General features: G+C 60.9%; 11 protein-coding genes and 1 other RNA gene. 4 read left to right on the forward strand and 8 right to left on the reverse strand.

Going from position 1 to position 14,196, the window contains the following annotated elements; genetic code table 11:
* Positions 1-48: 48 nt before the first annotated feature.
* The 4 genes from ffs to KF841_02255 all read right to left on the reverse strand — a co-directional run bounded on the left by ffs (position 49) and on the right by KF841_02255 (position 3,546).
* Positions 49-148, reverse strand: an RNA gene (gene ffs / locus KF841_02240) — signal recognition particle sRNA small type.
* A 235-nt stretch (positions 149-383) separates the two neighbouring features.
* The gene (locus KF841_02245; protein ID MBX3394166.1) at positions 384-722 is read right to left on the reverse strand and encodes a hypothetical protein; all 339 of its coding nucleotides are present in this window, start codon (positions 720-722) and stop codon (positions 384-386) included.
* 195 nt (positions 723-917) lie between these two features.
* Positions 918-1,973, reverse strand: a complete 1,056-nt coding sequence (locus tag KF841_02250) for a peptidylprolyl isomerase (GenBank protein ID MBX3394167.1) — start codon at positions 1,971-1,973, stop codon at positions 918-920.
* Positions 1,974-2,112: 139 nt separating this feature from the next.
* Positions 2,113-3,546, reverse strand: a complete 1,434-nt coding sequence (locus KF841_02255; GenBank protein MBX3394168.1) for a sugar transferase — start codon at positions 3,544-3,546, stop codon at positions 2,113-2,115.
* Between the two features lie 304 nt (positions 3,547-3,850).
* Between KF841_02255 and KF841_02260 the strand changes: the two genes are divergently transcribed.
* From KF841_02260 to KF841_02270, 3 genes are all read left to right on the forward strand, one after another.
* Positions 3,851-4,261, forward strand: a complete 411-nt coding sequence (locus KF841_02260) for a response regulator (protein MBX3394169.1) — start codon at positions 3,851-3,853, stop codon at positions 4,259-4,261.
* 146 nt (positions 4,262-4,407) lie between these two features.
* Positions 4,408-7,068 (forward strand): insulinase family protein, encoded by a 2,661-nt coding sequence (locus KF841_02265; protein MBX3394170.1) that lies wholly within the window; start codon positions 4,408-4,410, stop codon positions 7,066-7,068.
* Positions 7,069-7,286: 218 nt separating this feature from the next.
* Complete coding sequence (locus tag KF841_02270) at positions 7,287-8,273, forward strand: DUF3473 domain-containing protein (GenBank protein MBX3394171.1); 987 nt, start codon at positions 7,287-7,289, stop codon at positions 8,271-8,273.
* A gap of 49 nt (positions 8,274-8,322) precedes the next feature.
* On the opposite strand, the gene KF841_02275 is transcribed toward KF841_02270, so the two are convergent.
* Complete coding sequence (locus KF841_02275) at positions 8,323-9,432, reverse strand: zinc-binding dehydrogenase (protein ID MBX3394172.1); 1,110 nt, start codon at positions 9,430-9,432, stop codon at positions 8,323-8,325.
* A 214-nt stretch (positions 9,433-9,646) separates the two neighbouring features.
* Here KF841_02275 and KF841_02280 point away from each other — a divergent pair, with 214 nt between their 5' ends.
* Positions 9,647-11,200: a B12-binding domain-containing radical SAM protein gene (locus KF841_02280; GenBank protein MBX3394173.1), complete on the forward strand. Its 1,554-nt coding sequence runs from the start codon at positions 9,647-9,649 to the stop codon at positions 11,198-11,200.
* A 27-nt stretch (positions 11,201-11,227) separates the two neighbouring features.
* Here the strand turns inward: KF841_02280 and KF841_02285 are convergent, their stop codons facing one another.
* From KF841_02285 to KF841_02295, 3 genes are all read right to left on the reverse strand, one after another.
* Positions 11,228-12,625: a thioredoxin domain-containing protein gene (locus KF841_02285; protein ID MBX3394174.1), complete on the reverse strand. Its 1,398-nt coding sequence runs from the start codon at positions 12,623-12,625 to the stop codon at positions 11,228-11,230.
* Positions 12,622-13,272 (reverse strand): hypothetical protein, encoded by a 651-nt coding sequence (locus KF841_02290; GenBank protein ID MBX3394175.1) that lies wholly within the window; start codon positions 13,270-13,272, stop codon positions 12,622-12,624. The genes KF841_02285 and KF841_02290 overlap by 4 nt, the downstream gene beginning before the upstream one ends.
* Positions 13,273-13,340: 68 nt before the next feature.
* Positions 13,341-14,156: a hypothetical protein gene (locus tag KF841_02295; protein MBX3394176.1), complete on the reverse strand. Its 816-nt coding sequence runs from the start codon at positions 14,154-14,156 to the stop codon at positions 13,341-13,343.
* Positions 14,157-14,196: the final 40 nt, after the last annotated feature.

Here is a 14,196-nt window from a genome sequence, read left to right on the forward strand (position 1 = left end):
GGCCCGCGGGACAGGCACGATTCACGATAAACTCGCCTGTCGTTCAAGTCCGGCTCGGCGATCCACGGCACACGGGCTGACAGAGCTGGGCTGCTTGGTTTCCCATCTGACCCGTTGTCCCGGTCAGGACGTTGCATGGGGCCGAACCGGACTTGAACCACAGTCGACGCGGAATCCCGCCGACAACGGCTGCCGCCATTCTAGCGAATTGATACCCCGCCGCCACCCGCGCGGGGCGCGCGACGCACAAAGCAAGCGGCCCGGCAACTACTCGAGTCGACGGGCCGCTGGGATGTGAATGTTGCTCGGAAATTGAGCAGGCCGACCGGAGCAGGCGACGATCGAGCGGGAGGAATCCCCGAGGACCGGCCCCTACGCCGCAATCAACGCCCACCCTTGAGAACGTATTCGCACTGCTTTCGCACGGACGGATTGATCTGCCCGGACTTCTTGTACATGCGGGCGAACGATTCCACCAGCCAATCGAGGCAGGTTCCCGTCATGTCAAAAGCCCAGCTCGCAAGATCCGCGCCGGGAACCTGAGACAGACGCAGCGCAATTCGAGTCGGCGGTGGAAACGTGTGGGCCCGAGTCAGACACCCACGACCCGTGAATACCTTCTGTTCATGCTGCCAGCGATTCAGAAATCGCCAGACGGCATCCCGCGTCTGCTGGTCAGGAATCTTCGATACGACAGCAGTGATTCGATTTGGAAGCGCCATGCCTCAATCTCCTATTCGCGCCGTGAAATCCGGCAATTGATTCGCGCAAGCAGGATCGTAAACCAATCCGCTCGAACCCGACACACTCGCAATTATAGCCCGCTTCCTCAGGATGCAAGAACTTGATCCCACGACGAGGCGATTCAGTGTGCCGGCCGAATGGAGCACCCCCCCCATATCAATCGGAACCCGACGTCACTCGGTTTCCCGAGCCACGAACGGCACATCGACAATTGTGATCGACTTGATCTTGAGCGGCTCAATCGGATGGTGATTCTCGTCCGTTTTGGCTTCGCCAAGACGCCGAAGGGTCTCCAGAGACGCCGGGCCTTGAATGCGGCCGAATGCGGTATATTGCCCGTCCCACTTCGGCTGACGGCTCAAACAGATGAAAAACTGACAACTGCCGGAGTTTGCGTCGCCCTGGATCAGCGCCATGCCGACGGTTCCCACATCGAATGGCGTATCGTTGAATTCCGGCGCCAAGGTCCGCCCGTCCGCCCGCTTCCCGGTTCCATCGCCGATCGGACATCCGCCAAGTATGAACTGCGTGGGGTAAACAAGGTGAAACGTCTTGCCGTTGTAAAACCGATCACGGGCCAGCTCGATGAAATTGTCCACATGTCGGGGCGCCTGATCGTACAGCAGGTTCATCGTCATGTTGCCGTAATTCGTCTCGATCACGGCCTGCTTGAATGAGACCACTTCGATCATCAACGTGTTGGTCTCGACCGCACCGGCATAAGGCCGCCACCGCAGTTCGTATTTTCCGGCCTGGTGAAGTCCGGGATAGAAACGCGCCACATCGAACCGCAGGCCGACCGTGCCGAACGGAGCCAGCGTAATCGGCGGAACCGGGAATTGCGGCTTGCGCGTCACCCGATTCCCCATTTCCGGGTTGGATTCCGAGCTGATCTCCAGCCCGCGAAAGTTGATGCCGGAAAAAACGTGTTCAAGCGGCAAACCCATGCCGTGCTCTGGCGCCTCTTTGCCCTTCAGCGCCCCGGGGACCGCGAGCGTCACCGGCGCGCCAGTCTTGTTCTGCACCACGAATTCCAGAAAAACAGGGCTGCCGATCGGTATGATCGACTTATCCGTGCGGATGAGCACGCGAACGGCGTTTGAGATCGGCTCTTCGACGATCGTCTCCTCCGGTGGAGCCTGTGACGTCGAATCGGGCTCGGACATCGGCGCGGGCTGCGCGATGAAAAGCGAAAAAAGCATCATCAGCCAGTGCATCGAACTGGTCATGTTCCCCTCGTGCCGGTTGTGAGTTCTTTGTGTGTTTCCCCCGACGCCGCAGCTCGGCTGGCAACCGCGGCCGTGGACCATCGATGGTAACGGATTGTTGATCGGGCTTCCACCTTCGACGGAACTGCCGCCAAAGGACTCACGCACCGGATCCCGACAATACGGTCGCGAACGTTTTGAAGAAGATGAGAAGGTCCAGCCGCAGGGACCAGTGATCGATGTAAAGCAAGTCCATCCGCATCCATTCTTCGAACCCGACGCGATGCCGCCCGCTGATCTGCCAGATACACGTCAATCCGGGGCGCATGCTCAGACGCCGACGCTGCCAGCGATCGTACTTCGCCACCTCGGAGGGTATCGGCGGCCGGGGTCCGACAATTGACATGTCGCCCTTTACGACGTTGAAAAGTTGCGGCAATTCGTCGAGGCTCCATCGGCGAAGCAGCCGACCGATCGCCGTCACGCGCGGATCGTTCGTGATTTTGAAAACCGGCCCCTGTGATTCGTTCAGATGCGCAAATTCCGCCTGTTTTTTTTCCGCGTCCAGATCCATGGTGCGGAACTTGAGCATGAGAAATTCGCGGCCATTCAAGCCGCTTCGCCGTTGGCGAAACAGAACCGGGCCTGGCGAGGTAAGTTTGATGACAGCCGCACATATCAGCATTATCGGCCCCGTCGCGACGATTGCGACACTTGCAACCAGAAGATCGAACGCGCGTTTGATGGCCAGCCACTCCGCGGAATGACGCGTCGGCGCATAGGCCAGGAGCGGCACGCCGTGGAAGTTCGCGATTTCCGGGATTGAGTGACAAGTCATCGACTCCGCTTGAACATGAGCCGTCACGCCAACTTCTTCGCACAGACTAACAAATGGAAGTACCTCGAGAAGGTGATCCAGCGGCGCTGCAAAAATCACCTCATCGACAACCTCACGATCCAATATCGGACCTAATTCCTCGATTTCGCCGAGAATCCGCAGCGGCTCGACGGCGTGATCCGATTCGGTCGCCTGCTCCCACGGACCGCGAAGATGGCCGAGAACGCTCGGCCGACCCACCTGCACATTCTGACAGAGTCTGCGAAGCCGGACTGCATCACGACCGGTTCCCACGATCAGGATTCGGTGCGATGCCCGGGAGCCGAACCACCGGCCAAGCCACGAGCTTATACAGCGGACGCCGATGGTGGTCGCAGGCAGCAGAAACGCCACAAGCCCAATCTGCGCACGGGGATAGAGCTCGCGCTCAAGCAGCAATGCCAGGGCCGCCATCGAGAGCGCCAGTGCACATGCAGCTCCCACCGCATTCTGAACCACCCACCGCCAGGATCGCCATTTCTGCGCGTACCAGCCGAGGGCATTCAGGATTGCCGGCCAGATGAGCGGCAAAAAAGCAAGTACCGTCATATGAATGCGAACGCTGCTCCAGCGGCCGTCAATGACCTCGGGCCAGGGCGTCCGCATCCAGAAATGACAGCGGAAAATGTCGGCAATGATATAGACGCCGACGATCGCGATCGCGTCGGAGACGACCATTGTGGCCCGAAACTGTCTCCATGCCTTTGAATGCGTCATTCGGTGTTCAGAAATGGCCGTTTTTGTGCGAATTGCGACGTCTGTCGATCACCTCATGACTCTAATCGCAAACCGGCCGGGATTGAACAACGCAGCCGAAATGGCGACGCCCGATGCGCACGGGCTCCCCAATCTGCTGCAAAGTGGCCTGAAACGCCTCCAGCGGGTAGGATCGCGCCACTAGACCGCCGGAATTCAGGCGGCGGATGGACTCCGGAGCAGGCATGCAGCCGGTGCGCTGACGGCATATGAAAACGAACGGAATCTCCAGTTTCGGCGTTCCTGAATGCGTGAGGTGACTACCATGGATGATTCGCTGCCACCGAGCAAGATTCTGATCGTGGACGACAATCCGCAGAATCTGGAGCTATTGGAGGCGTATCTGGAAGACCTGCCCGGCGTTTCGATCGCCAGCGCCCTTGACGGCCAAACGTGCCTTGAAAAGGTGGCGGCCGATCAGCCTGACCTGATTCTGCTCGATATCATGATGCCCCGGATGAGCGGCTACGAAGTCTGCAAGAAGATCAAGGCGAACGACGCGACCAAGGACATTCCGATCATCATGGTGACGGCGTTGCACGAGATGGGCGACATCGAGCGCGGCGTGGAAGTCGGGACGAACGATTTCATCACCAAACCGGTGAATCGTGTAGACCTTCTGGCGCGGGCTCGGACGCTTCTTCGCGTCAGGCACGCCAGCAAATCCGCAAAATAAGCGGTGTGCCGGTCCCGGTGGCGGATCGGCGATCGGCGCGGCCGACGGAAATCAGACGGATGAATCATCCCGAGCAAAATTTGCGCGATTCTGCCGATGCGGCATCGCGTTCGAAGGCCACCAACTGAAACACCTGACACTTCGCCATGGCCCGCAAACCTCGAAAACGCGCGTTTCGTGAAGCATATCGGCTGGTTGATTCCGCAGAGCGCCGCGTCTGCGTTTTCGACAACGGATTGACGGCGATCCTGCAGCGCCACGGTGTCGCGCCGGTCGTCGAGGTTCGCGTATATGTTCGCGGCGGGAGCGCATTCGAAGGCCGATGGACCGGCACGGGGATCAGCCACCTCCTGGAGCACTGCATCACGTCGGACGGCACCGAACAGCGCGACGAGCGGGAGATGGGGCGGCTCGGCGAGCGACTGGGCGGACTGATCAACGCGTATACGACGATCGACCACATCTGCCACCATGTTGGCACGACACGCGAGAACATGTCGGCGGCCGTCGAAATCTTCGCGGATTACCTCATTCGCCCCCTGCTTTCCAAGGCGGTGTTTGATCGTGAGCTGGGCGTCGTCCAGCGCGAGCTGGAGCGAGACCGGGACGACCCCGAAACGCAACTGGAAGAGATGCTCTACGAAGTGTCATATGTCGGTCACCCATTGCAGTACCCGGTCATCGGCCATCGATCGGGCCTGCTGTCGCTTACGCACGAGGATATTCTGGCGTATCACAGGCAACTGCACGTCCCCGACAACATTTTCGTGGTGATCGTGGGCGACATCGATCTTGACGAGGCGACCTCCGTCGTCGCCCGGCACTTCGACGCGATGGAGCGGCGGGCCCGCTATGACATGGTTCTTCCGCCGGTTCGGCCGTTCATCGCGCCCGCGCGCGCGATTCGTTCGATGGGTGTCGAATCCGCCACGACGACGTTCGGCTGGCTGACGGTTCGCGACGGAGAATGCGACGACATTGCGTTGGACCTGCTTGCGTCGGTACTTGGCGATTCCGAAACATCGAGATTGGCAAAAGCGCTGAAGTGGAATCGCGAACTGGCATACGACGTCGGCATCCTGCATGACAGCCATTGGCATTCGCCTGGATTGATGCAGGTCACCATCCAATGTGACGCGGCGAAGCTTGAGGCCGCCGAGCGCGCGATGCTGGAAGTATTCGCGAACATCGAAGCATCGCCCGTGACGGCGGCGGAGCTGGATCGCGCCCGACGCCAGACGCTGACCGCCGTGCGAATGCAGCGAGAAACGGCCTCGGGCGCGGCGACCCAGATGGGCGAGGACTTTCTGGCCAGCGGCAATGTGGACTACGCGAAAGCCTATGAAAGCCGTGTCGTGGAAACGACCGTGGACGAACTGATGCGGGCGGCGAAACGCTACCTGCGCCCGAATGCATTTGTCTCCGCAACCGTTGTGCCGCGAAAGCGCGTTTCGCGCCGTTCGACCACTCCTTCGCAGGCTGCCACCGCTCTTCCGCGCATCCTCAAACTCGATAACGGGCTGACCTGCGTCCTGCAGCCGTTACCCGCCGCGGGATTCACGTCGGCCCACGCCACGTTCATCGGAGGACTCGTGACGGAGACGGCGGAAACCAACGGCGTCCACCCGTTGGCGGTTCAGATGCTGTCACGTGGAACGCGCCACCGCACCGGCGACGAGATCTCCGAGAATTTCGCGGCAAGGGGCAGCGGTCTGGCAGCCGTCTCGGGACTGAGCCAGTTGTCGTGCGGATTCACTTCGGTGGCAGAAGACTTCGACGTACTGCTCGAAGTGCTCGCGGATGTGCTTCTTTCGCCGGCGTTCGACGGGAAAGAGCTTGCGAAGCTCAAGCCCACGCACTGCGACAGCATCGCCCGATCGGAGGAGGACTGGAACGCCGAATTGATCCAGTTCGCACGGCTCAAGTTCTTCGATCATTCGCCCTATCGCCTTCCACGACTTGGTACGATTGCGAACGTGAATCGGTTTACGCCGGACGATCTCTTTCAGTCGCATCGAGAGACCTTCCAGGGCGGTAATGGCGTGCTCTCCATTGCCGGTCGATTCGACGTCGACGCGGTCGAGGCGCGCGTACGGCGTCACTTTGCCGCCATGCCTTCGTCGATGACCCGCCGCCAACTGACCGTCGAGCCGGAGCCGGTCCGCAGCGCGGATCGACTGTTTATCAAGCGGTCGTCCGATGAGCGCGAAGTCGCCGGCCTCTTTGTCGGCTTTCCCGGCTTGCGGGTGTCAGATGTGGAGCACCGTGCGAGCGTCGCTGTCATGGAGACGATGCTAGCCGGTTACTCGCTTTCGGGCGGGCGGCTGTTCGCGGCTCTCCGGGGCGGTGACCGTGACATGGTTTATGAGATCGCGCCCGCCGGCCTGATCGGCGTGCTCCCGGGTCACATTGCGTTCGTCGCCGGCTGCGAACCAGATCGAATCAACGAAGTCTACGCGATCGTCCGCGGCGAACTGGACGCGCTTCGCGCTCACCGGTACGACGAAGAGGAAATCGACCGGGCCCGCAACATGGTCATCATGGGGGAATTGGATCAGCTGCAATCATCCGCCGAATATGCCGCGCGGGCCGGACTGGACGAATTATTCGGCCTGGGATTCGAAGACAGCGAGCGGTTTCTGACGGAGATCCGCAGCGTGAACCTGGATGCGGTCAGCGCCGCGATCGATTCCTACCTCGGCCCGGCCACGATTGCCGTCGTGACACCCTCACCCGACCTTGTTGACTTCGGCATCGTTCCCACCCAGGAAGTCGCCGTCTCGCCAATCGTTGCGTCCGCTCCGTAAGATCTGTCGACGTGTCCTTTGCAGATTTGCCCCGCCGAGGGAAGCCAGCACGGCGGCTGTTCCGCTTTATCCGTGATTCGCGGACCACTAACGGCAAATACTGCCTGGGGCCGACGGGGGCGATCAATTCCCGCAATGAATCTCGCCGATGATGATCGAGTATGCCCGCGTCCAGCCTGCAACACCGTGCTTCCTCAGACCCGCACAAGCACTCGGAAATGGGCAGACCCATCGCGTTTGATCGCGCCGTCCGGCTGGGTCGCTCAATACCCTCGCGACCGAATCCTGTGCAGCCCGCGGGCGCCAACCTGGACGGTCTTCGCCGCGACTCACACGATCAAAGCGAAGCGTTCGCGCACACGCATTCCGCCGCCGCCGACAGAGCATCGTCGCGCGTTGCCAATGCGCTGACGATTGATCTGGAGGACTGGCCGGTCGCGGTGCTGGGTCCGGGACAGGAGATCACATCGCGGGTTGTTCGGAACACAAAGCGTTGCCTTCAGCTCCTGGACTGGCATGGCACCAAGGCGACGTTTTTTGTCCTGAGTCGCGTGGCCGAAAAATTCCCCGACTTGATCCGGGAGGTCCACGCTCGCGGTCACGAGATCGCATCGCACGGTCATGGACACGAATTGCTCTTCAACATGTCTCCGAGCCGTTTCGCCGAAGACGTGTCGCGCAGCATTGAGATACTGACTGCGATCACCGGGACGCGACCTATCGGGTATCGCGCCCCGGCATTCAGCGTCATCAGTGAAACACGCTGGGCCGGACCGATCCTGGCAGATCTCGGGTTCAAATATGATTCGAGCATCTTTCCGATTCGGCACCCGCGCTACGGCATTCCCGGCTCGCCGCGTCGCATTCATCGCTGGGAGAACTGCGATCTCATCGAATGCCCACCGGCGACCTGCCGAATTTTCGGCACCACGCTGCCGATTGCCGGAGGCGGATATTTTCGACTATTGCCCGGCCCGCTGGTTCGCGCGGCAGTTCGCGGGATGAATCGGTCGAACATGCCGGCAATCCTGTACATGCACCCGTATGAGCTGGATGTCGGCGGGGTACTAGCACACAGGCTGGACGGCGTTTCGGTCGGGAATATACGGCATTTCACGCAAGCGCTGTTTCGCAGCCGCATAGAGAAACGCCTGCATCGCCTCCTGGAAGGGTTCCATTTCAGGCCGCTGCGCGATCTGCTCTGAAACAAGCCGCATCCGCATGGATGCGAGAATCGTCCGATCTCCGAGCGGGTCAGCCGTTCGGCAGAATCACGGCTTTGCCTGTTCTCCATGCGGCCACTTCGGCCAGCGCCTCATTGACCTGATCGAGCCGGAAGCGGTGGGTGATCAACTCGTGGAAGGGGAAGCGATCGCTTCGCGTGCGGAGGAACTCGAGCGCCTTGGCCCAGTGCGTGGGTTCAGAACCGTAGCTCCCGGCAACTTCCAGCTCTTTTTTCGTGATGAGGTGCGGATTGAGCAGGACAGGGCCGGCATCGCAATATTGCCCCAGCACGAGATATCGCCCGCCATCGCGCACGAGATCCCACCCCTGGGCAACGGCTGACGGATGTCCGACGCATTCAACGACCATGTCGGCGCCCAGGCCGCGGGTGTGTTCAAGGACGAGGTCTCGGCGTCTGGCGGGATCCTTCACATCGTCAATGTCAATGACGATGTCCGCGCCGAACTGACGACATCGATCGAGCCGGTCCTTCGGTCCGCCGATCGCAACGATCGGCCTCGCGCCGGCGTCGGATGCCACGGCAATGGCAGCCAGCCCGACCGGCCCCGCGCCCTGCACGACAACGCTCTCCGCCCAGCGGATGGGCATTTTTTCGTAACCGTGCACAACGGTGACCAGCGCGCAGCCGGCGCCGACGAGCGATTCGGGCCGCAGATCGGGCGGGAGCCTGAAAACAGCCGTGCCGGCTCGAAGGTGGTGATATTGACCGTAGCCACCGAGGAAGTGGGGCGGCCTGTCGCACGGCGTGTTGACGCCGTATGCCTTTCGGTTGACACATCGGGCCGGGAGTTTGTAGAGGCGGCAGTACTTGCATTTGCCGCAAGTCATTCCGACGGTCCATGAGACGGGATCACCGATCTTGAGCGGGTTACCAAGCCAGTCCTCGACTTCGCCACCGGTTGCCGCAATCAGACCGACGGTCTCATGCCCCATGACAAGGGGAAGCGGAACCTTGAGTTCGCCCTTGTGGAGGTGAACGTCGGTTCCGCACACACCGGCCAGCGTGACTTTGACGAGCACCTCGCCCGAATCCAGCTCGGCCGGCAGTGGAAATTCCCTGAGTTCGATTGGCGATTTGAAAGCGCTCATGACGGCGGCGTGGGCGGTCCGGGTGCTCATGGAGATTATATTCCTTGCCAAGTCTGACATCGCGGACGCTGCAACGATTTGTCCCGCATTCCGCACCATCTTAGCGGCATCGAGATTGTCCGCGAGCCGGTTCATGCCAGAAGCGACGATCCTTTTTGACCCCCCCGATTCTTTTGAATAGACTGCCGCGAAAGGCGCACCGACCGCTTCGTTCAAGGCTCAACTCCCTGAAGGGCAGTACAGTATGCGAATCGCACTCGTTAATCCCATCACCCGCCGGACCCAGGGCTATCACACTGTCGGCAGCTACATCCCGCAGCTGGGCTTGCAGGTTCTCGCCCGCCTGGTTCCTGATGGGCACCAGGTCGATATCATTGACGAAATCTTCGGCACCCAGGCGACGGACAATCTCATCGCCCGGGGCGGATATGACCTCGTCGGGCTGACAGCATACACAAGCGGCGCGACCCGCGCGTACGAAATCGCCAGGGGGTGTCGCGCGCTCGGCATCAAGACCATCATGGGCGGGCCGCATGCTTCGGCGCGGCCTGATGAAGCAGCACAGTTTTTTGATTCGGTCGCTGTCGGCGAGACGGACGAGATCTGGCCGCAGATTGTTCGAGATGCCGCGGCTGGCAGACTAGCTCCGCGCTACGAGGGCAGGTTGTCCGATCTGGAATCGACCGGACTGGGCGCCGCGGCGCAGCGTGTATTGCCGATTAACGGGAAATACAGCGTCTCGGCCATTCAGACTTCTCGCGGATGCCCCGTGGGGTGTGAGTATTGCAGCGTGACTCGCTTCAATGGCGCGCCGATTCGCCGCCGCCGCATTGAGGACATACTCAAGGAATGGAACGAGACGCCCAAGAAGTTCATATTCGTCGTTGATGACAACTTCTTCGGTGTCGGGCCCGCACACGCCGAATGGGCGAAGGAACTGCTCCGCGCCATCATCAAGCACGGCCGGAAGCGATTGTGGTTCAGCCAGACGACGATCAACATGGGCGAAGACCAGGAAGGCCTGCGGCTCGCGTACAAAGCGGGTTGCCGCGGCATGTTGATCGGCTTCGAGACCTTTAACGAGAAAACGCTGAAGGCCTATCACAAAGGAATCAATCGGAACAACCTGTCCCGCTATCAGGAACTTGTGAACGGATTTCATCGCGCGGGAGTTTCCGTCTTCGGCGGTTTCATCATTGGCTCGGACGATGACAACACCGATGCTGTCGCGGATACGGCGATGGCAGCCGTGAAGATGGGCGTGGACATTATTCAGATTACCAATCTGACGCCTCTGCCGGGCACGACCATGTTCGATCGCTATTCCGGTGCGAAGCGTCTGTTTGCGACCGACTATCCGGCGGATTGGGAGCGATACACCTTCGTTGAGACAGTGTACAACCCGAAGCGGATGACGGCCCGCGAGTTGGACGAAGCCATCTATGAACTGCGCTATGCAGCCGCGAAGGAGAACTGGGTCTGGAAGCGAACGCTGAAGACGCTCTGGCACACACGCTCGCTGACGACGGCGCTTTTTGTTCACGGCATGAATGTCGGCTGGCGGAAGATGGCAATCGTACAGACCCCGCACGACGAAAAGCGATTCGGCTTCGCTCCGCGAGAGTCCGCGCGCATGAGCAAGGTTCGCGCCGCATTCAGAATGAACCTGTCCAAGGGATTTACCGTGCCGAGCTATTGGCACGAAAACGATGCGGATGTGGCGGAAGCGCCGCAGATCCTTCCTCCTCCTGGCATCGCCTTGCCCGTGGTGGGCGCCGCGCCCGAGCCCGCGAACTGAATTCCGCCCGCCGGCGACGCCTGTCCCTCAGCGGTCCGGCCTCGCGGTGGATTCACGAGTGCCCTGCGAGACAGGCTCAACGGCCAGTAGCGCCTGCCACAAGCGACGGGTTGCTTCGCCATCCGGTTTGCCCGCGCCGTCGATCGATGTGATTCGCCACGTCATCAATCGCCGGCCGTCCAGAAACATCGCAGGCGTGCCATCGACGCCGGCCGCTTTTCCCTGACGTATGTCTTCGGTCACGCGCGACGCAACCGCCGACGATGACAATTCGCGTTCGAACGCGGCAAGATCGATCGAAGCTGAAACATCCTTCGCGATCCGATCATACGGCCTCCCGGCGAGCGACCGCCGCGCGTCAAACAGTGCACGAGTGAACTTCAGCCGTTTCTCCGGGTCGTCCGTCAACGCCATAAAGGCCTCGGCAGCTCGCGACGCCTCGCATGCGTTCGGATGAAAGTCCACCGACACCGAGGAATTGCAGGTTCGGTCCATGGGGAAATGCCGCAGGATACAGCGCACGGACGGAAATGTGCGAACAAGTCCGTCCATGCTGGCGTGCAATTCGACGCACGCGGCACATTCAAAATCGGAGAACACGATCAGTGTGTGCGGCGCATCGATCGATCCGATCATGCAGTCGGTCGGGCGAACCGCGAACTCGTGCTTCTCCGCGCGGGCATGCTTCCAGATGATGTAGTCCACATCGTTCGCGATTTTCAGATACTCACGATGGAATCGAAACGAGTTGAACTGATGCACCAGCGCCACGCCGGCAAGCGGAATGATGACCAGCGTTGCACCAGCAAGCACCAGCGTCACCCCGGCCCGAGCGATCGTCGGATGGATTCCAGCGGCCAAATCTGAGCGTGCTTCGGTGGCCGCGACCAAGGACGGCACGCGCGGCAGCCGGGCCCACGCACCAAGCACGCCGAGCCAAATCAACCCGTTCAATGCGTGGCAGGCAATGCACCACGGACACCACACCGGCAACCGCGCGACCATGACATAAACGAACCACGTCGACGCCACCATGCCGACGGTCGCGAAGACCGTCGGCCACGCATGCCACGCCCGCTGCTCGCGATTCGGCAGACCGACGCCGATGAACCAGACGGCCAATGTCGCGAAATATGCAAGACCAAGGACGGCGGTCGGCAGGGGACCGATTCGGGCCCACTCACTGCGGAGGACGTGCTCACAGTCCATGTTCGCGCTGGGCGCACAGAGCTTCGAACCGAGTGATTCGCCTGCGCCGTCCGCGGATGCACTCATTGCAATCAGGACGAGACTGGCGACAACGCCCATCAGTGCCAAAGACGCGAGCGCGATTCGATACAGACCCCCGCCGTGTCCGTACGTGCCGGATTCATCGACCGGTCGTGCCGAAGGCGGTGTGGCTGGATGAGGTGCTCCGGCGTTCATAGTTCATGAATCGGCAGTCTGCCGGATGCAGGCAGCGTGACCTGTCGATACGAGGATCGAAACTGCAACTGGGCGATCACAAGAAATGCGATCACCAACAGTGGGCACAGGACGAATCGGATCAGTGCAACAAATCCGTCATCGAATGAATACAGCTCGTCACCGTCAAAGAAAGCGGACCGGAAGGCCCACAACTGCCGCGAATCAGCGCCCACCCACGGTGTCACCATTGCCAGCGCGCCCAGCGACCAGACGCAGGCCTTCGCAAACCCCGCCGCCCCACCGATGCGGCCGGTCAGGCTGATTAGCAGGCACAGGACAAACACGCCGCAACACACAAGCACCGACGCGCGACCGACAAAACCGACAAGCGGTAATCTCGTCTCGATCACCTGGGCAAACGAATGGCTTGACGCGTCACCCGTGGAGGGCGGGCTTTCGGGCGAGACGCCCGGGTTCGCCGCAGTCGTGGCGCCGGTGCCGCGAGCCCGGCTCGCCGCAGGACCGGCGCTGAACCATGCCGTCAGATGAATGAGAACGGCAACCGCGGCAAGCCAGAAGAAAGCGTTTTTTGCCGTACGAAGCACGTCGACCGCCGCAAGGCACTCTTTCGCGAGATCCCGTTCGGCCGGTTGATTTGCCTGCATGTCAAGCCTCGATTTCGATCTCAAGCCTGGCGAGTCGAGCATCGCGATGTCGCCCGTGTGACACCGTGCTATTCAATCCGGGGGGCACCGTATGCCGGGCGCGAACCGGTACCGGCGTTTGACTGATCCGAGCCGCGGCCCGGCGGTGATGCCTCCCGCGACGCTCGTGTCGGCGGTTCGGGATCCGGCTTCGCGATGGGCTTCTCCCGACCATTCGATTGTCCGGAAGTTGATGCGTCCAGAATCTGGCCGCGAGAATCTCCGACGATCGGCACGCGCAGCACCTTCCGGGATGAGCTAACGACGCGCCCGTCATCGCGAACGTACTTAATGACAACGGCCACTTTCTTGCCGCACACGCTTACATTGTCATCCCATTTGAGCCGCAGACCGTAGCCCCATCCGAGCATCTTCATCTCTCTCGCACGAAACTGCATCGCTTCTTCGCGAGTGAATGTCCAGCATTGAACCTCAGTCGGCACTTCGCGACCGAGCGCGTCGGCATCGAGCCGATACATCGAGACCACCAGCGTTCCCGTGCCGAATACGCCCTTGGTGCTGCGGGCGCCTTCAAGATAAACCGCACATTTGAAACCATCGACCCGTCCGCTTCCGTCTGATGCGAAGCTCAGCCACGGAAAACTGTCGAATATCTTGTTGACCCGGATGATGTTGGATTCCTCGGTGCTCGGCGGCGCGCTGATCGGCTTCGGCTCGATGCTTGAGGTGCGAATAGGCTTGAGTGGTTGCTGCTGCTGCTGTGCCACGCCCCCCTGCTCTCCGCAGCCTGTGACCAGCGCGAGGATGCACAGTACGGCGATCAATCCGTTCGCTCGCGAGCGGCGGATTCCTGACATGCAGATCGGTGCTGTTCGTGTTGTCATTTGAATCGCCAATCAACTGCTACTGGGACGGCACCCAAAC

It is taken from the genome of Phycisphaerae bacterium, from assembly GCA_019636475.1.
Lineage (GTDB): Bacteria > Planctomycetota > Phycisphaerae > UBA1845 > UTPLA1 > JADJRI01.

Excerpts from the sequence above, each read along its gene's own strand:
- KF841_02270 (MBX3394171.1), top strand. The coding sequence starts at position 7,287 with ATGGGCAGACCCATCGCGTTTGATCGCGCCGTCCGGCTGGGTCGCTCA.
- KF841_02255 (MBX3394168.1), bottom strand. The coding sequence starts at position 3,546 with ATGACGCATTCAAAGGCATGGAGACAGTTTCGGGCCACAATGGTCGTC.
- KF841_02250 (MBX3394167.1), bottom strand. The coding sequence starts at position 1,973 with ATGACCAGTTCGATGCACTGGCTGATGATGCTTTTTTCGCTTTTCATC.
- KF841_02265 (MBX3394170.1), top strand. The coding sequence starts at position 4,408 with ATGGCCCGCAAACCTCGAAAACGCGCGTTTCGTGAAGCATATCGGCTG.
- KF841_02290 (MBX3394175.1), bottom strand. The coding sequence starts at position 13,272 with ATGCAGGCAAATCAACCGGCCGAACGGGATCTCGCGAAAGAGTGCCTT.
- KF841_02260 (MBX3394169.1), top strand. The coding sequence starts at position 3,851 with ATGGATGATTCGCTGCCACCGAGCAAGATTCTGATCGTGGACGACAAT.
- KF841_02295 (MBX3394176.1), bottom strand. The coding sequence starts at position 14,156 with ATGACAACACGAACAGCACCGATCTGCATGTCAGGAATCCGCCGCTCG.
- KF841_02285 (MBX3394174.1), bottom strand. The coding sequence starts at position 12,625 with ATGAACGCCGGAGCACCTCATCCAGCCACACCGCCTTCGGCACGACCG.
- KF841_02245 (MBX3394166.1), bottom strand. The coding sequence starts at position 722 with ATGGCGCTTCCAAATCGAATCACTGCTGTCGTATCGAAGATTCCTGAC.
- KF841_02275 (MBX3394172.1), bottom strand. The coding sequence starts at position 9,432 with ATGAGCACCCGGACCGCCCACGCCGCCGTCATGAGCGCTTTCAAATCG.
- KF841_02280 (MBX3394173.1), top strand. The coding sequence starts at position 9,647 with ATGCGAATCGCACTCGTTAATCCCATCACCCGCCGGACCCAGGGCTAT.